The sequence below is a fragment of the Streptomyces sp. NPDC048172 genome, from assembly GCF_043202595.1.
Taxonomy (GTDB): Bacteria; Actinomycetota; Actinomycetes; order Streptomycetales; family Streptomycetaceae; genus Streptomyces.
The window spans coordinates 20492-41464 of record NZ_JBIDAT010000006.1; the positions used below are offsets into that span (position 1 = coordinate 20492).

General features: G+C 72.8%; 21 protein-coding genes and 1 riboswitch. Of the genes, 6 read left to right on the forward strand and 15 right to left on the reverse strand.

From position 1 onward, the window contains the following. Positions 1 to 69 precede the first annotated feature (69 nt). From ACGF3A_RS25755 to ACGF3A_RS25765, 3 genes are all read right to left on the reverse strand, one after another. A complete protein-coding gene (locus ACGF3A_RS25755) occupies positions 70 to 1218 on the reverse strand; it encodes a hypothetical protein (protein WP_393732683.1) in 1149 nt (382 codons plus the stop codon). Positions 1219 to 1261: 43 nt separating this feature from the next. Then, positions 1262 to 1417, reverse strand: coding sequence for a hypothetical protein (locus ACGF3A_RS25760; RefSeq protein ID WP_393732684.1), 156 nt, complete (start codon positions 1415 to 1417; stop codon positions 1262 to 1264). Between the two features lie 145 nt (positions 1418 to 1562). Then, on the reverse strand, positions 1563 to 2240 hold the full coding sequence (locus ACGF3A_RS25765) for a DNA alkylation repair protein (protein WP_393732685.1): 678 nt from the start codon (positions 2238 to 2240) through the stop codon (positions 1563 to 1565). A gap of 178 nt (positions 2241 to 2418) precedes the next feature. Here ACGF3A_RS25765 and ACGF3A_RS25770 point away from each other — a divergent pair, with 178 nt between their 5' ends. Further along, positions 2419 to 3294, forward strand: a complete 876-nt coding sequence (locus ACGF3A_RS25770) for an alpha/beta fold hydrolase (protein WP_393732686.1) — start codon at positions 2419 to 2421, stop codon at positions 3292 to 3294. Here ACGF3A_RS25770 and ACGF3A_RS25775 read toward each other — a convergent pair whose 3' ends face one another. After that, positions 3295 to 5331 carry an FAD/NAD(P)-binding protein gene (locus ACGF3A_RS25775; RefSeq protein WP_393732687.1) on the reverse strand — a complete coding sequence of 679 codons (2037 nt, stop codon included), beginning with the start codon at positions 5329 to 5331 and terminating at the stop codon, positions 3295 to 3297. It lies immediately after the preceding gene. Positions 5332 to 5737: 406 nt separating this feature from the next. Between ACGF3A_RS25775 and ACGF3A_RS25780 the strand changes: the two genes are divergently transcribed. The 3 genes from ACGF3A_RS25780 to ACGF3A_RS25790 all read left to right on the forward strand — a co-directional run bounded on the left by ACGF3A_RS25780 (position 5738) and on the right by ACGF3A_RS25790 (position 8955). Then, complete coding sequence (locus ACGF3A_RS25780) at positions 5738 to 6880, forward strand: LLM class flavin-dependent oxidoreductase (protein WP_393732688.1); 1143 nt, start codon at positions 5738 to 5740, stop codon at positions 6878 to 6880. Further along, positions 6877 to 7224 (forward strand): hypothetical protein, encoded by a 348-nt coding sequence (locus ACGF3A_RS25785; RefSeq protein ID WP_393732689.1) that lies wholly within the window; start codon positions 6877 to 6879, stop codon positions 7222 to 7224. Before ACGF3A_RS25780 ends, ACGF3A_RS25785 begins: the two co-directional genes overlap by 4 nt. A gap of 289 nt (positions 7225 to 7513) precedes the next feature. Then, positions 7514 to 7723: riboswitch (cyclic di-AMP (ydaO/yuaA leader) on the forward strand. A 5-nt stretch (positions 7724 to 7728) separates the two neighbouring features. Next, positions 7729 to 8955, forward strand: coding sequence for a transglycosylase family protein (locus ACGF3A_RS25790; RefSeq protein WP_393732690.1), 1227 nt, complete (start codon positions 7729 to 7731; stop codon positions 8953 to 8955). Positions 8956 to 8994: 39 nt separating this feature from the next. Here ACGF3A_RS25790 and ACGF3A_RS25795 read toward each other — a convergent pair whose 3' ends face one another. After that, positions 8995 to 9876, reverse strand: a complete 882-nt coding sequence (locus tag ACGF3A_RS25795) for a glutathione S-transferase C-terminal domain-containing protein (RefSeq protein ID WP_393732691.1) — start codon at positions 9874 to 9876, stop codon at positions 8995 to 8997. Positions 9877 to 10180: 304 nt separating this feature from the next. Further along, positions 10181 to 10789: a TetR/AcrR family transcriptional regulator gene (locus ACGF3A_RS25800; protein WP_393732692.1), complete on the reverse strand. Its 609-nt coding sequence runs from the start codon at positions 10787 to 10789 to the stop codon at positions 10181 to 10183. Between the two features lie 62 nt (positions 10790 to 10851). Here ACGF3A_RS25800 and ACGF3A_RS25805 point away from each other — a divergent pair, with 62 nt between their 5' ends. Next, positions 10852 to 11259, forward strand: coding sequence for a RidA family protein (locus ACGF3A_RS25805; RefSeq protein WP_393732693.1), 408 nt, complete (start codon positions 10852 to 10854; stop codon positions 11257 to 11259). A gap of 10 nt (positions 11260 to 11269) precedes the next feature. Here ACGF3A_RS25805 and ACGF3A_RS25810 read toward each other — a convergent pair whose 3' ends face one another. The 7 genes from ACGF3A_RS25810 to ACGF3A_RS25840 form a co-directional block, all read right to left on the reverse strand. After that, positions 11270 to 11746, reverse strand: a complete 477-nt coding sequence (locus tag ACGF3A_RS25810; protein WP_393732694.1) for a MarR family transcriptional regulator — start codon at positions 11744 to 11746, stop codon at positions 11270 to 11272. A 294-nt stretch (positions 11747 to 12040) separates the two neighbouring features. Then, positions 12041 to 12802, reverse strand: coding sequence for a hypothetical protein (locus tag ACGF3A_RS25815; protein WP_393732695.1), 762 nt, complete (start codon positions 12800 to 12802; stop codon positions 12041 to 12043). A gap of 229 nt (positions 12803 to 13031) precedes the next feature. Continuing rightward, entirely contained in the window at positions 13032 to 13505 is a 474-nt protein-coding gene (locus ACGF3A_RS25820; protein WP_393732696.1) for a carboxymuconolactone decarboxylase family protein, read from the reverse strand. Positions 13506 to 13676: 171 nt separating this feature from the next. Next, positions 13677 to 14900, reverse strand: coding sequence for an MFS transporter (locus ACGF3A_RS25825; RefSeq protein ID WP_393733380.1), 1224 nt, complete (start codon positions 14898 to 14900; stop codon positions 13677 to 13679). An 83-nt stretch (positions 14901 to 14983) separates the two neighbouring features. Further along, a complete protein-coding gene (locus ACGF3A_RS25830; protein WP_393732697.1) occupies positions 14984 to 16105 on the reverse strand; it encodes a PLP-dependent cysteine synthase family protein in 1122 nt (373 codons plus the stop codon). 79 nt (positions 16106 to 16184) lie between these two features. Then, a complete protein-coding gene (locus tag ACGF3A_RS25835; protein ID WP_393732698.1) occupies positions 16185 to 16613 on the reverse strand; it encodes a hypothetical protein in 429 nt (142 codons plus the stop codon). A gap of 91 nt (positions 16614 to 16704) precedes the next feature. Next, a complete protein-coding gene (locus tag ACGF3A_RS25840; protein ID WP_393732699.1) occupies positions 16705 to 17118 on the reverse strand; it encodes a hypothetical protein in 414 nt (137 codons plus the stop codon). A gap of 121 nt (positions 17119 to 17239) precedes the next feature. Between ACGF3A_RS25840 and ACGF3A_RS25845 the strand changes: the two genes are divergently transcribed. After that, a complete protein-coding gene (locus tag ACGF3A_RS25845; protein ID WP_393732700.1) occupies positions 17240 to 17860 on the forward strand; it encodes a dihydrofolate reductase family protein in 621 nt (206 codons plus the stop codon). Here ACGF3A_RS25845 and ACGF3A_RS25850 read toward each other — a convergent pair. Together ACGF3A_RS25850 and ACGF3A_RS25855 are read right to left on the reverse strand one after the other, a co-directional pair. Then, positions 17829 to 19166, reverse strand: a complete 1338-nt coding sequence (locus ACGF3A_RS25850) for an MFS transporter (protein WP_393732701.1) — start codon at positions 19164 to 19166, stop codon at positions 17829 to 17831. The genes ACGF3A_RS25845 and ACGF3A_RS25850 overlap by 32 nt on opposite strands. Continuing rightward, entirely contained in the window at positions 19163 to 20866 is a 1704-nt protein-coding gene (locus tag ACGF3A_RS25855; protein WP_393732702.1) for an amidohydrolase, read from the reverse strand. The genes ACGF3A_RS25850 and ACGF3A_RS25855 overlap by 4 nt, the downstream gene beginning before the upstream one ends. Positions 20867 to 20973 lie beyond the last annotated feature (107 nt).

Sequence of the window (20973 nt, forward strand, 5' to 3'; positions counted from 1 at the left end):
AGGATAGGCCATATGTGAAATTGTCGGCGTACGCGATTATCGCTCGCCTGCAATCACCGCCGGGGCGCGTCATCCGTTGCCGTGGCGCTTCCACGTACCGCCGCCGTCGCGGGAGGTCCACAGTCCCTCGCCCGCCGCGAGGCCGTAGGTCGCGGTCGTCGTGTCCGCGATGCCGTAGAGCGTGGTGCCCTGCGCCGTGAGGGTGGTGAAGGAGGCGGGAGGTGAGGGGGGTTTCAGCGGGTGGAAGGCACGGTTGGTCCGGTCGTCGGCCAGCCAGGCGCGGCCGCCCTCCTCCCCCACCAGCAGCCGCCCGTCCGACAGGACCTCCAGGACGAAGGACTCCGGCCCGCGCGCGAACCGCTTCCAGGGCACGCCGCCGCCGGTGACCGTACGCCAGTGCGCGCCGCCGTCGCCCGTCACCAGCACCCCGCGCACGCCGCCGCCCCGCACCAGCGAGACGGCCGCCGTTCCGCCGCGCGCGGCCACCGCGCCCCCGGTGTACGAGCGCGGGAGCGGGGCCGAGCCCTGCGTACGGCCCGCGCGCTGCCGGACGACGCGGTTCGGGTCGTCGGAGAGGGGCTGGTCCAGGCTCCACGCCGTCCCCCTCTCGTCGACGGCCAGCCGGTGCGCGTCGCGGGGGACGTGGGCGACGGGGGCGATCGTGCGGGTGGCCGGGCGGTAGAGGAGCGTCGGCTCGGACTCGGAGAGCAGGACGTCACCGGGGCGGGTGCCCAGCGCGGCGTCCGCGGTGGTGACCTTGTGGCGCTTGCCCCGCGTGTCCAGCAGCCAGCCCCCTGAGCTGTCCTCGCCGGGCGGCACGTGCACGAAGCCGTCGCGCAGGCCGACGAACCTGCCCCCCGTGCCTCCCTCCGCGTCCCGGTGCCGGGCGCCGTCGGCGACCGTACGGCCGCTAGGGGAGAAGAGGCGCCAGGCGGAGGCGGCCGGGCCCTCGTCGTCCTCGACGGGGTCCACGTCGTACGTCAGCAGCAGCGAACCGTCGCCCGCGCGGGCGACGGTGGCGGGGGCTCCGGCGGCCTCGATCACGTCCGCCGGGCTCGGGTGCGGGTCCTTGAGGACACGCTCGTACCTCTCCTCGCGGGCCGCGGAGCCGCCTTCCTCGCCGTCGCCGGTTCCGCATGCCGCGAGGGCGACGCTGATGCTGATGCCGATGCCGCCGACGAGAGCCACGCCTCTGGCCATGGCTCTCGTGCGTCGCATGTTCCTCCCCCGTCGCGCCATGTCGACTCCGGCCGTTCTGGGGCTACGCGGTGGGGATGCGGGGGCGGCTGAAGTCCACGGCCTCCTGGGTCTCCCGCAGGAGCTCCTCCGCCGTCTGCCGGACCTGCGTGACGACGTCGCCCTGCTCGATGACAAGGCGGTGGTAGATCGGCATGTCGTCGTCCGTGCTGGTGGACACCTGGGTGGTTCCTTCCCCCGGGGAAAATGGTCGGCGCTCCCACCGGCCCTGACCAGGGCGGGGAGCGGCAGCTGAGTGTAATAGGGGACGGCCGGAGCGGGTGGGCCGCCTCCCCACGCGCACCGCACGCCCCGCGGGATTTGGCCTAAGACCGCTGGCGGCGCACCATTTCGGTGATCCACACGGGGGCGAACGGGGAGGTGCAGCCCGGGGAGGTCGGGTAGTCCTTGAGGACCTCCAGGCGCTCGCCGACGGCGAGGGCGCGGGCGCGGTGTTCGGGGTGGTCGATGCCGATCCGGGCGAGGCAGTGGTTCATGTCCCACTGCAAGGGGGCCGGGGCGTCCTTCATCTCCGCCTCGATGACGTCGAGCAGCCCTGCCAGGTCCAGGCCCTCGGGCTTCTTGGCGACACGTTCCGTGGTCAGGGCCCAGCCCGCGGCGGCGACGCGGGGGTCCGCGTCGGCGGTCCAGGACAGGCGGAGGTCCTCGGCGTGCGGGCTCTTCCTGACCACGTAGCTCACCAGCCAGTCATGGACCTTGGGGGTACGGGCCTCGCGCAGCATCGCGTCCAGTTCGTCCCGCCCGAAGGCCTTCGGGCGGCAGATCAGCAGGGCCAGGAGACGTGCGGCGGAGTCCTGGGTCGCCCACAGCTGGACGGCGAGGTCCTGCCGCGTCCTGAGGCGCTTGGCGAGCGCGCGGAGCTTGCCGAGGTTCACGGCGTGATCGTCGCCGTGCTTCTCGTTGACCTCACGTGTCCTGGCATCGGCCAGGGCCGCCAGTTCGGCCATGACCTCGCTCAGCCCCGTCGGAGCCACCTCGGCCATCCCGGCCTCCCTTCCTTGCCCGTGCCCGTACGCGCGTACGTGTGCGCATGCGTCGCGATTCAGCCTACGCACCCCCGCCACCGCGAACTAACCCCATCAAGCCATTTGACAGGTTACTCGGCGGGCGGTCTACTGAGCGTCACCGAGTAACCCTCACATGCACTCAAAGGAGTTAGTCATGGTCGAGATCCGCCACCAGTACGCCACCGTGCGCGGGCACCGCGTCTTCTACCGCGAGGCCGGGCCCCGCGAGGCGCCCGCACTCGTGCTGCTGCACGGGTTCCCCACCAGCTCGCGCATGTTCCGGCACCTCATTCCGGCGCTGGCCGACCGGTTCCGCGTCATCGCGCCGGACCACCTCGGCTTCGGCAGCTCCGACGCGCCGCCCCTGGACTCCTTCGACTACACCTTCGACTCGCTGGCCGACATCACCGAGGCGCTCCTGGCCCAGCTCGGCGTGGCGCGCTACGCCATATACGTCCAGGACTACGGTGCGCCCATCGGCTGGCGGCTGGCGCTCCGCTCCCCCGAGGCGGTCACCGCGGTGATCACGCAGAGCGGCAACGCCTACGAGGAGGGCTTCGTGGACGAGTTCTGGAAGCCCCTGTGGGAGTACGCCGAGGCCCCCGGGCCCGAGACGGAGCCCGCCGTCCGTGGCGCGCTGTCCCTCGACGCCATCCGCTGGCAGTACCTGCACGGCGTGGAGCGGCCCGAGCTGGTCGACCCCGACACCTGGGCCGCCGATCACCGCGAGGTCAGCCGACCCGGCAACGACCTCGTGCAGCTCGCCCTCTTCCGTGACTACGCCAACAACCGGCCCCTCTACCCCCGCGTGCACGCCTACTTCCGCGAACACCGGGTTCCGCTCCTAGCGGTCTGGGGCGCGGGCGACGAGATCTTCGGGCCCGACGGGGCGCGCGCCTTCGCCGGGGACCTGCCGGACGCGGAGATCCACCTGATCCCCGGCGGCGGGCACTTCCTCCTCGAAAGCCACCTGGACACCGTGGCCGGGTACATCCGCGGGTTCCTGACAGCCGCCCGAACGGCCGCCTGATCACGCGGAGGCCGGGGCGGCCTCGCGGGCCGGGCGGACGGAGGGGCCGCCGCCGGAAAGGGCGCGCAGGAGGGTGCGGGCCAGAGTGTCGTTCCGGCGGAAGGCCGGGGCGTTGGTGCGGGGGCGGGCGAAGGCGGCGACCGCGCGGCCGTTGGTGGGGGCGCCGAGGGCGAAGCGCCTGGGGTGCGGGCCGCCCAGCCGCGAGGCGTGCAGGCGGGCGTCCTCGGGGGCCGTCACGAGCAGGCCCGTACGGAGTGCGGCAGCCGGATCGGTGACCGTCTCCTCCGCGAGTTCACCGGAGCGGTGCAGGGCGCGCAGCAGGGGGTCGGCGGTGCGCTCCAGGGTGGGGCGCGGGAGGTACGCCTCGATCAGGGCGCGCGCGGTGACCGGGTGGCCGGGGACGGACGTCGAGGTCGCGCGGAAGGTGCCGGTCCCCTCGTCTGCCGCGATCTCCAGGCCCGCGCCGAGGCCGCGGACGATCCCCGCGCGGGAGAGGGCGAGGAGTTCGCGCAGCCGGAAGGCGGGCGGCCCTGAGGCGAAGTAGCTGAAGAAGCCGTGCCACCAGCCGTCGAGCTGGTGGGCGACGGAGTCGGCCGAGAGCGCGCCGGAGGCGGCCAGGCGCGGCAGCTGCCCGTAGACCGAGAGCAGGGCGAGGAAGGCGCCCAGGTCCGCGCTGTACGCCGGATCGGAGCGGCGCGCGATGTCGGCCCCGACATGACGGGCCAGGTGGGCTTCGAACGCCGCCCTGTCCGCGAAGACCCGGCCCTCCAGCGGGCGGTCCAGGCCCTCGAAGTCCAGGCGGTCGGCCGGTGCGGGGACGGCGCGTGCGGTCAGTTCCGCCAGCTCCGGGCCGTACCAGTCCAGGCGGTCGTAGGCGGCCAGGAAGTCCCGCCAGGGCAGGGCCGTGCGTTCCGGGTGGGCGTGGAAGAGCTCGTGGTAGTACCCGTAGCCGATCTCCTTGGCCATCAGGGGCCATACCTCGCGGCGCAGGTCGAGCCGTGTCCGGTTCCCGGCGCGCGTCGCCGCGGAGGCCAGCGCGTCGGTCTGCGCGGGGCCGAAGTAGCGGGGCAGCGGGGCGCGTTCGACCTGGAGCTGGTAGCCGGGCTTGCAGCGGTACGGGACGCCGCGACGCGAGCCCACGTACAGGACGGGCTCGCGGCCGGAGGGGCGGTAGTCGAGGGCGCCGTCCGGGCCCTCGGCGTACGTACCGCCACGGCCCTCGGTCAGCAGCGCCATCAGGTCGACGAAGGCGAGCCCGAAGCCCCGCAGCAGCACCGGCTCGCCGGGCCGTACGCCGGACAGGTCGGCGTCGGCGGAGAACTCCGGCGGGACGTACGTCAGTTCGTGCCGCCGTGCGAAGTCCGCGAGCGCCGCGTGCTCAGGCCCCGGGGTCGCGGACAGGTGCCCCTGGGCGAGGACCACGAGATCGGCCTCGACGGGGGCCGCGCCGGAGGCGAGGTGCAGCCGCTGCGTCCCGTCCGCGGGGCCCGTCAGCGCGGTCACCGCGGTGCGATGCGTACGGACGGTGAAGTGCGGCGGGAGGGTGTGCAGTGCTCGGCGGAACGCCCACTCCAGATACGCGCCCTGGACGCGGCGCGTCGCGAAGTCGGTGGGGGCCAGTGCGCGCAGCTCCGCGCGTACGGCCGCGTCCGCGGGCGGCCGGTAGGGCGCGTGGCGCTCGGGGTGGGCGGCCCATTCGGCGAGGGAGGGGCCGGGGCGTACCGGGCCCTCGACCTCGGAGGTCTCGTCCGTGAACACCGTGACGTCCTCGGCCATGGAGTTCATGCGCAGGAGCGGCGACTGCGCGTGCCGCCAGACGCGGCCGGGGCCCGGCGGGTGGGGGTCGATCAGCTCGATGCGGAGCGGGCGGCCGATGTTCCCGGTGTCCCCGGTGTTCCAGAGTTCCGGGGCGTTGGCGCCGAGGCGTTCCAGCAGGCCGGTGGCGCGTGGCCCGGCGCCGACGAGGGCGAGCACGGCAGGGCTCGTGGGCATGGCGGGGTCGTCGTCCGGGGTCGGGGGCTGCGGGGCGAGTGCCATGGGGGCGGCTCCGGCGGTCGGCGGGTCGACGGATCGGCGCGTCCACGCGTGTCCCTCAACACGGCGCGTACGGCGGGTCGTTGTCCCTGGCTCCCGTTGTCACCCGCTCCCGGGACCCGATCGTAGGGACGGACTGCTGCGGCGCTGTGAACAGCGCATGACGGTGTCCGCGCCTGCCCTGGCCCGTGGTTGACGGGCCGGAATCGCCGGTGCTCAACTGTCGGCATGTCCCAGGAACTGCCGCTGGTCATCCGCGGCCACATCGACTTCTGTCGCGTGTGGTCCGCGCTCTGTCGCCCCTCTTCCTGACCCGGCCTGACCCGGCAGCGCGGCCCGTCCGACGAGCCGCCCATTCTCTCCCCTCCTCGCCCCGTTCCTGGCCCTCTCGCGCCCGAAAGGCCCCGCCATGCCCGTGGAGTTCCTCGGTATCGCCGCGACCCATGACGGCTCGGAGACCCGTCCGCGCTCCGGTGCCGCCTTCGACAAGGAGTACACGCTGCGGCTCGCCCGCGCCCATGAGGACCACGGCTGGGACCGGGTGCTGTTCGCGTACGGCTCCGGCTCGCCCGTACCGGCGCCCGCCGCCGGGTATCTCGCGGCACGGACCGAGAGGCTCCAGATCCTCCTGGCCCACCGCCCCAACGTCGCGTACCCGACCTACGCGGCCCGTTCCTTCGCCACCCTCGACCAGATCAGCGACGGACGGCTGACGGTCCACTTCATCACCGGCGGCAGCGACCGCGAGCAGCGGCGCGAGGGCGACACCCTGACCAAGGACGAGCGCTACGCGCGCACCCGGGAGTACATCGAGATCGTCAAGAAGGTGTGGACCCGGCACGAGCCCTTCGACCACGAGGGCGCGCACTACCGCTTCCACGACTTCGTCAGTGACGTCTTTCCTGTTCAGCGGCCCCGTCCGGGGGTGTCCTTCGGCGGCTCCTCCCCCGCCGCGTACGAGGCGGGCGGCGCCGAGGCCGACGTCTACTGCCTGTGGGGCGAGCCGCTGGCGGAGACCGCGCGGCAGATCCAGGCCGTCAAGGAAGCAGCCCGGGCCGCGGGCCGTCAGGACGTGCCCCGCATCCAGGTGGCGTTCCGCCCGATCATCGCGCCGACCAAGGAGCTGGCGTGGGAAAAGGCACACCGAACGGTCGGCGCGATCAAGGCCCGCGGGGAGCGGGGCGACGCGCTGGTCAAGCGCCACCACCGGGAGGCCCCGGAGAACACGGGCTCCCAGCGGCTGATCGCCTTCGCCGAGCGCGGCGAGCGCTACGACCGCGCCCTGTGGACCCCGACCGCCGCCGCCACCGGCGGCGCGGGCAACTCCAACGCGCTCGTCGGCACGCCGGAGACCGTCGCCCAGGCCCTCCTCGACTACTACGACCTCGGCGTCGACATCCTCTCCGCGCGCGGCTACGACCTGCTGGGGGACGCCATCGACTTCGGGCGGCACGTGATCCCGCTCGTACGCGAGGAGGTGGCGAGGCGGGACCGGGCGAGCGCGGCGCGCGGGCCGCACGCGCTCGACCCCGCCGAGTCGGCCGCCCTATGACATACGTCACCGGGCCGGGGACCGGCTCCTCTCCGGACGGGCTCACCGTGCGGCGCGTACGCGCGGGCGATCCGCTCGTACGCCCGCTGCTGCGGGAGCTGGCGCGGGAGTACGCGGCGCGGTACGGCGGGGAGGCGCTGGCCGAGCTCAGCCGGTATCCGGCGTCCGAGTTCGCGCCGCCGCGCGGCACGCTCCTCCTGCTGCTGGACGGCGGCGTCCCGGTGGCCGGGGGCGCCTTCCGCGGGCACGAGACGGCCGGGACGGCGGAGCTCAAGCGGATCTGGACGCACTCCGCACCCCACCCTGCGCGCATTTCTCTCATTTCGGGCATAAGCATTGATTAGCCTCCCCGATACGCCTTGCTCCAGGGGGACTTCACGAGCCTCCTGAGGGCCGTTGTCGGTGAGTCGACTCACAGGACGCAGCTCACACAGGGGGTCCGGCGCCTGATGTGTACGCGCCGCACGCGCTTGTGTTTCAGCAGCGCACGCCGGAAATGCGATCTCCCTGCGGGTCTTCTGCGGAGAATTCCGACGACCCCGTCAAGCACCCCGGAAAACGATCAATTGTTTGTCCCGCCCAAATCGGTGTGCTTAGGGTGCACGAGCTGTCGCCGACCTAGTGCGGCAGTTCGCCGCCCAGACGCCGAATCCTGCCGCTGGCGCGCGAAAACAACACCGTTGGCAGGAGCGGGGGAACCAGGTAAGTGCCTCGCGTGGACTTTCACGGTCCGTTCGAGGCTTGGGGTGAAGCCGCACTGGCGCGCCACGCGCAGCCATTGCGGCCGGGCTACAACTCCGGCCCGAATCCGACAGCTCACCTCGTAGGCGTAGGAGAGGAATTCCCCTATGTCCGGAGCGCATGCAGCTCGGAAGTCCCGCCGTCTTCGCATCGCCGCCTCCCTCGCGCTGACCGCGGGTGGCGCGGGCGTCATTCTCCCCCTCGTCACCGCGGGCCAGGCCTCGGCCGCCTCGGTGGACACCTGGGAGAAGGTCGCCCAGTGCGAGTCCACCGGCAACTGGAAGGCCAACACCGGCAACGGCTACTACGGCGGCCTCCAGTTCAACAACTCCTCCTGGGCCGCCGCGGGCGGCACCAAGTACGCGCCGCGTGCCGACCTGGCCACCAAGGACCAGCAGATCGCCACCGCCGAGAAGCTGCTCGCCATGCAGGGCCCGGGCGCCTGGGCCTGCGCGGGTGCCGGTGGCCTGACCTCGGGCGGCCCGAAGGCCGACGTGAACCCGGACGGCAACGCGCAGTCCAGCACGCAGAACGCCGCCAAGCCGCAGCAGCAGGCCGCGCCGAAGGCCGCGCCCAAGCCCGCGCAGCCCAAGCCCGCGAAGCCGGCGCAGCCCGCCAAGCCCGCGCCGCAGACCGGTGGCAGCGCGTACGTCGTCAAGGGCGGCGACACCCTGCACAAGATCGCCGACGCGCACGGCGTCGAGGGCGGCTGGAAGGCCGTCTACGACCAGAACCGCAAGGCCGTCGGCGGCAACCCGAACGTGATCTTCCCGGGCCTCAAGCTGACCCTGGGAGGCTCCGCCGCCGCCCCGTCCGCCTCGGCGGACCAGGGCGCGAAGCCGCAGGGCTCCGCCTCGGCCCCGGTGAAGAAGCAGGCCGCCCCGGCCCCGGCCGCGAAGCCCGCCGCCCCGTCCGCCCCCTCCGCCTCGACGGGCTTCGTCCGTCCGGTGCCGGGCGGCACCAGCACCCCGTACCAGGCGTCCGGCGGCAGCTGGTCCAGCGGCAGCCACACCGGTGTCGACTTCACCGCCGGCTCCGGCACGCCGGTGAAGTCCGTGGCCGCGGGCGAGGTCGTCAAGGCGGGCAACGGCGGTGCCTACGGCAACGAGGTCGTCGTCAAGCACGCCGACGGCAAGTTCACCCAGTACGGCCACCTGTCCTCGATCAGCGTCCAGGTCGGCCAGAAGGTCGGCGCGGGCAGCCAGATCGCCCTGTCCGGCTCCACCGGCAACTCCACCGGCCCGCACCTGCACTTCGAGGTGCGCACCGGCGCCGAGTACGGCTCGGACATCGACCCGGTCTCGTACCTGCGTGCCCACGGCATCTCCGTCTGAGCCGCCGCTGAGCACCACCCCGGCCTGAGCAGCCGGTCCTTACGTCGCGTTTCGATGGGCGGCATCCCCTGCGGATGCCGCCCATCGGCGTTGTCCGAGGTTCGCCTCCCAGTCCACTATCCGTACGGCCGCGCCCGCGGCCTCGGCGCCCCGGCAGCGGGCGTGGTGCCGCCGGGCGATCCCGTCGAGGTCCAGGTGCCCGCCGAAGGCGGGGTGCGCGGCGAGCCTGCGCGCGTACGCCCACAGGTGCGGATGGGCGGTGAGGCGGTGCACCGCCGAGGCGTCCAGGTGCCAGCGGTGCACGGTGTCGAGCTGGACGAGCGTGACCCACACCCGTACGTCCGCGGCCGTCAGCCTCTCCCCCAGCACGTGGGGGTCGTGGGCCAGCCGCCGCTCCAGCGTTCCGAGGCTGTCGAGCAGGGTGGCGAGCGCTCGCTCGCGCTCCGCCGCGCCGGTCCCGGGCTCCCCCGCACGCTGTGCCGGGGCGGTGATGCCCCATGCGCAGAGCCGGTCGATCTCCTCGTACTCCCGTTCCCGGGGGGAGATGCCGGCGTCTCCGAAGCGGCGGACCAGGTCGGCGAGGATGCCGGGCGCGTGCGTGCTGACGATGCGCCCGGTCCAGTCGTCGCTGAGCACGGGAGCGACGGCCGGTCCGCGGTGCCGGTGCGCGCTGGCCTCGTACAGCGGGCGCAGCACGCGGTACTCCCCGTCCGGGGCGTCGGGCACGGCGGGCAGCAGGCTCACCGGCAGCGTGGTGTCGAGGCCGAGCAGGCTGTGGGTGATCGCGATGCCCAGACAGTGGGGACAGGACAGGGCCAGGTGCAGCCGGTAGCGGTACGGGACGGGGTGGTGGCCGCTGCGCGCGTCGCGGCCGATCCTGCCGCGGAGGGTGGGCTCGGCGTTCGGGGGCTGGACGGACATACGTCTCCCTGAAGGTCTCGGGCTGGATCTCGGCAGCCGCCGCCCGCGTCACGCCGAGTGCGGTACGGCGCGGGGCAGGGGTGTGCGGGGGAACGGGAGTGCGGGCTCGGGGGCGTCAGGCGCTGCGGCGTGAACTCGCCGCGCTGCACACGCGGAGCAGATCGATGTGCCGACGGGAGGTCAGCGGGGGCTGCCGGGTCGTGGCGCGGACCGCGGCAACTGCGTCCGGCTCTGAGCACCCCATGCTTCCTACCTTCTCGTCAGGAAACCCTTCGTGGAGTGTCGAGGCGTGGCCGGGAGCCCGTCAAGACCGCCGCCAGCCCCGTTCGACCGAGCGGCGGCAGCGGTCCGGATCGTCGCCCGCGCCGGTGAACAGGGCCGTGAGCAGGGGCACTCCGTGTCCGAGTGCCTCGGGTGGCAGGGGGCCCGTGGCGACGAGCGAGGCAAGGCCGTGGCCGATCGCCCAGCTCTGCGTGGCCAGTTCCACCGGGTCGACGTCGGTGCGGAACCGGTCCTTGGCCTGGGCGCGTTCGATGGCGCGCACGAGGGAGTGCAGGGTCTCGTCGGCGGCCCCGGCGTCCTCAAGGGCGAAGCCCGCGTCGAACATGACGCGGTAGAGGTCCGGGCTCTCCAGCGCGTTGGACAGATAGGCGGCCCCCAGCGCGGCGAGGTCGCGCACGGGGTCGGCGGTCATGGTCACGGCCGCGAGTTTGCCGCTCAGGCGCGTGAAGCCCTCTTGGCGGAGGGCCGTCCAGAGGCCGTCCATGCCGCCGAAGTACGTGTAGACCGCCATCGTCGACACGCCGGTCCCGGCGACCAGGGTGCGGAGCGTGACCGGCTGCCGCGTACGCAGCATGTGCGCGGCCCGGTCGAGCAGCAGGGAGCGGACCGCCGGGTCCTTCGTTCTCGCCATGACCTCACATTACATAGCACTGCTATGTTTTGATGACGTCCACGTCTGGAGAGAGGCCGATCATGTCCGTAACCCTGGTCAATCCCGAGGGATTGCCGAAGCCCGAGGCGTACCGGCAGATGTCGGTGGCCACCGGTTCGAAGATGGTGTTCCTCGCGGGGCAGGTCGCCCGCGACGCCGACGGCACGCCCGTGGGCGGCGGGGACTTCGCCGCCCAGGTCGAGCAGTGCTACCTCAACATCGCCACCGCGCTCGCCGAGGTCGGCGGCTCCTTCGACGACGTCGCGAAGCTGACCGTGTACGTCGTCGACTGGAGCCCCGAGAAGATGCCGCTCCTGGGCGAGGGGGTGGGCCGCGCGGCGGCGAAGCTCGGCATCGACCCGGTCAAGCCGGTCACCCTGCTCGGCGTCGCGGCCCTCGGCGAGCCGGACCTGCTGGTCGAGGTCGAGGCGACGGCGGTCCTCGCGTAGTGCGCCCGTCCTAGACGAGCGTGCCGCCGGTGTTCCGGATCATTTGCTGGAGCACCTTCAGGGCCGTCACATAGTCGGCGTCGTCGATGCCCGCGTGGATACGGTCACGGATCTCCGGGGCGTGCTTCTTGATGCGCAGGCGCTCCGCCTCTCCCGCCTCGGTGATCCACAGCCGCCCCTCCCCGTCGCGGGTGAGCGAGCCACGCTCCACCAACGTCCCGGCCTCGGCGGCCAGGTCGTCCTCGGGCCGGATGTAGGAGCGCATGGCCTCCTGGAGCTCGGGGACGGTCATGCCGCGGCCGTCGGGCGAGAGGTCGTGCTCCGAGAGATTGCGCAGCAGCCAGAACTGGGGCTGCGTGAAACCGAGCCGCGCCTGCTGGGCCCGGGTGAAGGCGATGAGCGCCTCGTAGGCCACACCGGTCCAGTAGGCGGCGGGCTGGCCCGCGAGTTGGGCGTCGGTGGAGTTCATGGATGCCGGGGACGTCATGGCCGTCGCCTCCTGGGGCGTCTGCGTGCGTGGACGGTGACGCGCACAACGTAGAACTTGAAGGGAAGTTGAAGTCAAGGGCGGGGTGGCCGAGCGCGCGCCCGGCGCCTCCGCTCGCCGTGTGCGTGGGAAAAGGAATTGCAGGGCGAGTCCATAAGGAGCGGGGCCCGTCGTGGAATTGGCCGATGGCCGGGGAGAACGTGAAAGGGAATTCCCCGCTCGCCCTCCGCCGCGCACCGGCCGGGTAAAGGATGCGGGCCTTTATCTCGCGGTGCGCGGGGAGGGCGGAGTTCTTTACGAGACGAAGCCTCGGGTGATGTGTGTGCCCGCGCCGTCCGGCTCGGCCTTGTAGCCGGACTCGCCGACACAGTCGCTGTACTCGTAGTTGGCCTTGGACGTGCCGCTCAGGCCACCGGCGTCGGTGGTCGTGGGGCCGCCGAAGACGACGTCGGAGCGCGGCATCTCGGCGCAGCTCGGGATGCCGAGGTAGTACTCGACGAAGCCGCCCTGCGAGCCCTGGAGGTTGCCGCTCCCGGAGGGGAGCGTCCAGGTGCCGAGGTGGGTGGACTTGCCGTTCACGGTGTCCGTGGCCGTACCGGACCAGGTGTCGGTGCCGGTGCGTTCGACCTTGATGTCGTAGCGGTGGCCGTAGACGGCGTCGAAGTCGACCGCGCAGGTGACGCCGGGTCCGCCGTCGGCGCCCTCGTGGCAGAGCGGGTCGCTGGTGGTGGCGCCCTCGGTGAAGGTGGAGAAGCGGGCGGACATGCGCTCCTTGCCGCCGCTGTCCGGGCGGGGCTGGAGGCCCGTGTAGCCCATGGCGTCGGCGAAGTCGTACTGCTGGGCGAAGTAGATCCCTTCCTTGCGCGCCGTTCCGGTGTTGACGGTGATGGGGAAGGTGATGTTGCTCAGGCCCTCGGACGGCGTGTTCTCGATCGTCCAGCCGACGGAGACGTTGCCGCCTCCTACGTCGGCGAGGGCGGTCTGGGGCATCGCGACGAGCAGCCCGGCGGCCATGACGGGTACGGCACAGCGTCGGAACGTCCTGGTCAGAGACATGCGGGTTCCTCTCCTCCGTGCGAGGGAGCGAGGGTGCGTGGGGGTCGTCCCGCGGTGCGAACGCAGAGCGAAAGCAGTGCGAACGCGGCGGAGCCGTCCTGGAGCGGCGCGGTGCACCCGGACGGCGAATTCGTGCGTCGAACGTCGCCGATTGTGCGTCCGCGCCGCAGGACGGCTCCATGGACTCGATTCCCCGGCCCTTGGACTCCTGGACCCGCAAGCCCCCGCGTCAGCCGAACATGCCGGGCTGGTAGTCCCCCGCGGGCTGCTGTACGAGGACGTTCCCGCGGTTGAAGGCGTTGATGAGGGCGATCAGGCCCACCAGCGCGGCGAGCTGGTCCTCGTCGAAGTGCTTGGCGGCGTTCGCCCACACCTCGTCCGGGACGCCCCCGGCCGCGTCGGCGATACGGGTGCCCTCCTCCGCCAGCTCCAGCGCGGCGCGCTCGGCGTCGGTGAAGACCGTGGCCTCGCGCCAGGCGGCGACGAGATTGAGGCGGGTCGCGGCCTCCCCCTCGTGCACGGCGTCCTTGTAGTGCATGTCGGTGCAGAATCCGCAGCCGTTGATCTGGCTGGCGCGGAGCTTCACCAACTCCTGCGTCGGGCGCGGCAGCGTCGACTCCTCGATCGCCTTGTTCGCGGTGATGATGTGCCGGAAGAACTTGGCGGTGACCGGGTTCTCCATGAGGTTCAGGCGGGCGTTCATCGTGGGCTCCTCGGGTTGTGGTGGCTACATCCCTATGACGAGGCAGCGCCCTGAGTTGTGACAAGGCCCGCGTGACGTTTTTGGGCGGACGTACGGCACACCCCGGCCACGTGAGCCGCGGAAGCCGCTGACCGGCCTCCACGGCTCACGCATGTCACGCCGTCGCGGGGGTCACGCCGTCGCGGGGGTCGCCGACGCCAGTCGGCCCGTACGGTGCAGGCCGTGCAGGGCCGCCGCGCAGGCCAGGCCGAGGGCGCTCAGCACCAGCCAGGGCAGCGCGGAGAGCCCTGCCGCGCGGGCCGCGTCCAGGGCGGTCCCGGTGAGCAGGTTGCCCAGGGCGATGCCGACGCCGCTGATGGTGTTGTAGAGCCCGTAGTGCGTGGCCACGAGGCGGTCGCCGGAGAGCCGGACGAGGGTGTCCATCTCGAAGGGGTAGGCGACCATCGTGCCCATGGCCAGCAGGAACGCCGTGAGCGCCGGGGGCACCGCCACCAGCAGCCAGCGCGCGGCACCGCCGTCCGGCACCGGCACCGCCGTCGCGGCGAGCAGCGGCAGGAACGCGGCCCCCATCAGCACGAGCCCCCGGCTCAGGGCCTGGCCCGGTGCGAGGCGGGCCTTGCACCAGGCGGTCACCCGGGTCTGGGCGAGGATCGTGCTCAGCCCGGAGACCGCGAACAGCAGTGCCACCGCCGAGGTTCCGGTGATCCCCTGCCCGCCGAGCCGCCGGACCTCCAGCGGAAGCGCCAGATAGATCTGGAACGACAGCACGTACGAGCCGACCATCGCCAGGGAGAAGAGCAGGAACGGGCGGTTCGTGACGACCGTCCGCCACTGCGCGAGGACGCTCTCGCCCGTCCGCTCCCCCGAGCCGTCGGCGCGGCGCGTGGGAAGGGCGCGGATCTGTACGGCGCTGAGCACCGCGAAGATCGCCGCCGAGGTCAGGCAGGTGACGCGGAAGCTCACCCCGGTCAGCGCCATGCCCACCACCGGGCCCAGGAGGATGCCCGCCTGGTAGTAGACGTTGAAGAGCGCGAACGCCTCCACCCGCCGCTCACCGGCGTCGGCCGCCAGGTACGCCCGTACGGCCGGGTTGAACAGGGCTCCCGCCAGGCCCGTCGCGGCCGAGGCGGCGAGCAGCGCGGGGAGCGAGTCGACCAGGCCGAGCACGGCGAAGCCCACGGTGCGCAGCACGCAGCCCGCGACGATCAGCGGCTTGTAGCCCAGCCGGTCGGCGAGCGTGCCGCCGACCAGGAACATGCCCTGCTGGCTGAAGTTCCGCACCCCCAGGACGAGTCCGACCAGCCACCCGGCCAGCCCGAGGCCGCCCGACAGGTGCTGGGCGAGGTAGGGCATCAGCATGTAGAAGCCGAGGTTGATCGTGAACTGATTCACCATCAGCAGCTGGACGCTGCGCGTGTGCCCCCGGGTCTGCGCGAGGAGCGACCCGGCGGGCTGCCGTTGCTTGCGTACGGACGTCGTCACCGGCCCGCCTCCCCGGCCTCCGCGGCGGGGCGGGAGAGCGGGTCGACGACCTCGGTGCAGCGCGTCCAGCGCGCGACCTCCTTCTCCCCCAGGGCGCCGATCACCTCGGGCTCCGGCGCCGGTGGGGCGTCCAGCAGGCCGTGCGCCGCGCAGTACTCGTCGTCGAAGACGGTGCTCAGATAGCGCTGCGGCCCGTCGGGGAAGACCGCCGCGATCCGGGCCGACGACGGCTGCGTACGGGCGAGCCACCCGGCGACGAGCGCCACGGCGCCGACGCTCCAGCCGCCCGTGGCGTAGTGCGAGGTCGCGAGGCGGCGGGCCGCCCAGACGGCCTCGCCGGGCGCGACCCAGTGGACCTCGCTGAAGTGGTCGTAGGCGACGTTGCGGGGGTGGATGCTGGAGCCGAGCCCTCGCATCAGGCGGTTCCGCGCGGGCTGGCCGAAGATCGTCGAGCCGATGGTGTCCACGCCGACGAGCCGCAGCCCCGGGTGCAGCTGGCGCAGCACGCGGGAGATCCCGGCCGAGTGCCCTCCGGTGCCGACGCTGCAGACCAGGACGTCGATGTGGCCCATCTGCGCGGCGAGTTCGAGGGCGAGCGGGGTGTAGGCGGCGACGTTGTCGGGGTTGTTGTACTGGTCGGGGCACCAGGCGCCCGGCGTCTCCCCGAGCAGCCGTGCCACGCGGTCGCGGCGGGCCTGCTGCCAGCCGCCCGTCGGATGGGGCTCGTCTACGGCCTGGACCTCGGCTCCGTAGACGGCCAGCAGCCGCGCCATGGACGGCTCCAGGCCCGGGTCGGTGACGAGCGTGACGGGGTGTCCGTGCACGAGTCCGGCCAGCGCCAGGCCCAGGCCGAGGGTGCCGCTGGTGGATTCGACGACGGGCGCACCGGGCCGCAGTTCGCCCCGCGCGCGGGCGCGTTCGAGCATGTGCAGGCCGGGGCGGTCCTTGATGCCGCCGGGGTTGAAGCCCTCCAGCTTCGCCCAGAAGCCGCGCCCGGCCGAGGCGAACGGCTCGGTCACCCGGATCAGGGGCGTACGGCCGACGAGCCCGGCGAGCGCCGTGCGGTCGGAGGGAAGTGAGGGCGCGTGGGCACAGGTGTCGGTGAAGGAATGGTTCATCGGTCCGCTCTCGTGAGATGGATGGCGTGGCGTGTACGGGCGTCGGCGCCGACCGCGTACGGCGGTCGCGCGGGCGCTCCTACACGCGCCACCGGCAGACGAGGAGCAGGGTGGTGCGGCCCGTCCGTATCGGCGCCGGTCTCCCGAGCCGCGCGGCCGTACCGGCCTCGGACCGTGCCGGATCCTGGTGCGCGTCGGCGGCCTGGTCCCACGCGGCGCCGCCGGCGGCGGGCTCCTGCGGGACACGGGTCTGCTGGGAGGTCTGCGCCAGATGGTCGCTGGTGGAGCAGGAGACGGGCGGGTGCGGATGCGGCACCGGCGTCGGTCCGGTGACGGCGGCGGGGGCCGCCATCGCGACCGCCTTCGGGATGACGTCCGCCGACTGGCCGTGGCCGGTCGGGGCGGTCGGGCCGGTCGGGCCGGTCGGGGCGCAGACGACCGCCGCGAGAGTGAGCAGAAGACTCAGCAGCCCCCATACGAACAGGGCTGGAGCGCGGTACGAGGACACGGATCCTCCGTGCGGCGCTCACGGGTCGGCGAGCGCGCGCGTGGGCGAGCGGGCAGGGCGGGGTCGCGAACGGCGGGATTCCGCCTGCCTTCTAGATCCGCAGTACCGCGGCCGTCCCCGGTGATCCTGATGCCGCCGTCCCGGGCGCGGCTACGGGGCTCCCGGCGCCCGTACAGCCGTTCGGCGCGCGGAAGCCCGGATCCGGCACGGGCGCTGAACCGGGTGCGTCGAGGGCGAAGTCCTCCTGCGGCTGCGCGGAGAGGCACTCCAACGCCTGGTGCGCAGAGTCCCGTTGCTCCTCGTGGCCCTCATGTCCCACCGGAATGTCATGCGTGGTCGCGGACGGGGCGGCGACGGCTCCGCCGTGGTGCCCGGCGGCGTCTCCCGTGCCCGCCCCGTGCGTGTACAGCAGCCCGAGCAGGAGCAGAGCCAGCCCGACGGTCCACAGCGGCCCCGCTGACGCGCGGAGCCGCCGTACACCCGGCTGCAATCCTCCTGTGACCACGCCGTGATCCTAACCGTCCGGCCGCAAGTCGAGGGGAAGATTCCGGCCAGCCCCTGTTGGCGTGGTGCCCGGCCTGGTCCAGGCTGAGGCCAGACGGAAGCTCACCGTGAAGGAGAGAGCGATGACCGCGCGTACGGGCAGGGTGGTCAGCGGCATCACGATGTCGGTCGACGGGTACACGGCCGGGCTCAATCAGACCGAGGAGCGCCCCTTCGGGGACGACAGCGGCGACGGCTGGGGCGACAGGCTGCACGCCTGGTTCGCCGACACCCCCGACGAGAACAAGGCCGAGATCGAGCAGATGGCCGACGCCAAGGCCTTCATCATGGGGCGCAACATGTTCGGTCCCGTGCGCGGCGCGTGGGACCGGCCGTGGAACGGCTGGTGGGGCGACGATCCCCCGTACCACGCCCCGGTCTTCGTCCTCACGCACCACGCGCGCGAGCCGCAGCCGATGGACGGAGGGACGACGTTCCACTTCGTCACCGACGGCATCGAGTCGGCGCTGGCCCAGGCACGCGCGGCGGCCGGTGACGGCGATGTGGCGGTCATGGGCGGCGCGACGACCATCAACCAGTACCTCGCGGCCGGACTGATCGACGAGCTGCGCCTGCACATCTCGCCGCTCACGCTCGGCGCCGGTACGCGGCTCTTCGAGGGCGTACCGGCGCTGACGCTCGAACAGGTCTCGGCACGGGCGGCGAGCCTGGTCACGCACGTGACGTATCGCGTGCTTCCCTGACCTGCCCGTCCTCCGCGGGCATGGCGTCGTCGGTGTGCTGCGGGGCCTTCAGCAGGCAGGCGATGCTCAGCGCGCACATGGCGACGAGCAGCACGATGACCGGGACGACGCTGCCGGTCGCCTGGAACATCAGCGTCGAGCCGACGGGCGCGAGGCCGCCGAACACCGCGCCCGCCACCTGGTACGTCACCGAGATGCTGGTGTAGCGCGCCCGGGGGCGGAACATCTGGGCCAGCACCGCGGCCACGGGCCCGTACGTCGCCGCCATGACCAGCCGCATCGCCGCGAAGACCACGAAGATCAGGACCGTCGAGCCCGAGGAGACCACCAGGAACTGGGGCGTTGCCAGCACGGCCACCGCGGCCAGGCCCCAGATGACGACGCGGACCCGGCCGAGCTTGTCGCCGAGCCACGCGACGCCGAGCGTGGCGATCAGTTCGACGACGGCTCCGACGCTGAGCGCGTTGAGCACGGTCGTCTCCGAGAGCCCCACGGAGGGGTCGGTGGCGTAGGCGGTGAGGAAGGTCGTCACCAGGTAGTAGCCGCCGACCGCGACGGGGAGCGTGCCGATGCCCAGCAGGATGGGCCGCCAGTTGGTCTTGAGCGCGTACGTCAGCGGCAGACCCTCGTCCGGTTCGGCCGCCGCCCCCTCGAACACCGGCGACTCCTCGACCTTGAGGCGGATGAGGACGCCGATGAGGATGAGCACGGCGGAGAGCAGGAACGGCACGCGCCACGCCCACTCCTTGAGCGCGTCGTCGCCGAGCGTGGAGAGCAGGCTGAACAGGCCGGTGGAGAGGAGCGCCCCGGCGGGGTTGCCGAGCTGCGCGAAGCCTCCGTAGAAGGTCTTCTTCCCCTCCGGCGCGTGCTCGACGGCCATCAGGACGGCGCCGCCCCACTCGCCGCCGACCGCGATGCCCTGCACGAAGCGGAGCAGGACGAGCAGGACCGGCGCGGCCACGCCGACGCTCGCGTACGTCGGGAGCAGGCCGACGAGGAAGGTCGCGGCGCCCATCATCGTCAGGGTGATCACGAGCGCGCTGCGCCTGCCGAACCGGTCGCCGATGTGGCCGAAGACGATGCCGCCGAGGGGCCGGGCGAAGAACCCGACCGCGTACGTGGCGAAGGCCGCGGCGATGCCGGTCAGCCGGTCGGTCCCCTCGGGGAAGAAGACGCTGCCGAAGACGAGGGAGGCGGCGGTGGCGTAGACGTAGAAGTCGTACCACTCGATGGTGGTGCCGACGAACGCGGCGATGCCCGCCTTACGGGCCTTACGGGCCTTGCCGGCCTGGTCGTGTTCCGTCACGGCTGCCCCCCGGTCGGCGTGGCTGTGGTGGAGTGCTGGAGCGTGCCGTCGACCCACGTCTGCAGGACGTCGATCGCGGCGATGGACGCGGGGTCGACGGCGAGCGGGTCGGCGCCGAGAACGGTGAAGTCGGCCAGTTTGCCCGGGGTGATGCTGCCGAGCTCGTGCTCGCGGCCCAGGGTGCGGGCGCCGCCGAGGGTGTGCGCGGCGAGCGCGTCGGCGGCGGGGATCCGGAGAGAGCCGTCGCCCAGCCGGTGGCCGCGCCGGGTGACGCGGGTGACGGCGGCCTGGATCGCCTCCAGCGGCTTCGGCTCGGCGACCGGCGCGTCGGAGCTGAGCGTCGCGGGGACCCCGGCCGCCAGGAACTCCCCCAGCGGGTTGAACCGTTCGCCGGGGGTGCCGATGGCCTCGGTGACGCCCTCGCCCCAGTTGTAGTAGTGCTGGGTCTGGTTGACCGGGTGGATGCCCAGGTGGCGCATGCGCGTGATCTGTTCCGGGGTCGGCAGTCCGCAGTGCTCGATGCGGTGCCGGGCGTCGGCGCGGGGGTGGGCCTCCTGCGCGGCCTCGACGGCGTCGAGGACCATCTCGATCGCGTCGGGCGACTGGGCGTGGGTGGCGGTCTGGAGCCCGGCGGCGTGCGCCTTGGCGATGAGCTCCCGGTACGCCTCCGGCTCGTGGTAGAGCTGCCCGGTGCGGCAGGGGTCGCCGACGTAGCCGTCCGGGAAGTACGCGGTCCAGCCGCCCAGGGTGCCGTCCGCGTAGAACTTGACGCCCGCGAAGGAGAGCAGGGCGTTGCCGAACGCGCCGTGCATCCCGGTCTCGACGACGTGGTCCAGCAGATGGCTCAGCAGATACATGCCGACCCTGGTACGCAGCTCGCCGCCGTCCGCCAGCCGCAGATACGTGTCGAACTCGCGGCGGGTCACCTGGCAGTCGCCGATCGTCGTCACGCCTCCGGCGAGGAACCGCTCCTGCGCGGCGCGGAGTTGGCGCAGGTGCTCCTCGGGCTCGTCCCCGAGGTGGAAGTTCGGCCCGTGGCGGCCGATCTTGACGCCGCCGACGCCGGTGAGGATGTTGCAGGCGGCGTCGGACACCTCGCCGGTCAGTTCTCCCTCGGCGTCCCGGAAGAACGTGCCGCCCGCCGGGTCGGGGGTGTCGCGGGTGACGCCGTGCCGGGCCAGGGTGGCGCTGTTGACGACGCCGCCGTGGCCGCTGGCGTTCATGAGGTAGACCTCGCGGTCGGTGCTGACCTGGTCGAGTTCCTCCTTGGTGGGGTGGCGGCGCTCGGCGAGGTTGCGGTGCTCGTAGCCGTAGCCGCGCACCGGACGGCCGGGCGGCAGGGACTCGGCCGCCGCGCGCAGCAGGGCGACGATGCCGGGAATGCCGTCCGCCTTGCCGGGCCCGCAGTCGACCCAGCTCATCATCTGGCCGTACATCAGCGGATGGGCGTGCGGGTCGACGAAGCCCGGCACCACGACGGCACCGCCGAGGTCCACCTCCGCGGCCGGGCGGCCGCCGCCGAGCCGCGCCGCTGCGGCCCGGCACTCCTCGGCCGTGCCGACGGCCGCGAACCGGTTGCCGTGGACGAGGAACGCCTCAGCCCCCTCGGTGTCCCGGTCCACGGTGCGCAGGGTGGCTCCGGTGAACAGGGTGCTGGTCGCGTCCAGGACGGACGTCTCGTGGTGGCGCAGTGCGCGCATGTGGGTCCTCGTGCGGGGTGTCGGGGGGTGCAGTGGTGATCGGCACCGTAGGACCGCCCCTCACCCCTGACAATGCCATGTACGCCGCCCGGCACGCGCGTGGCCGC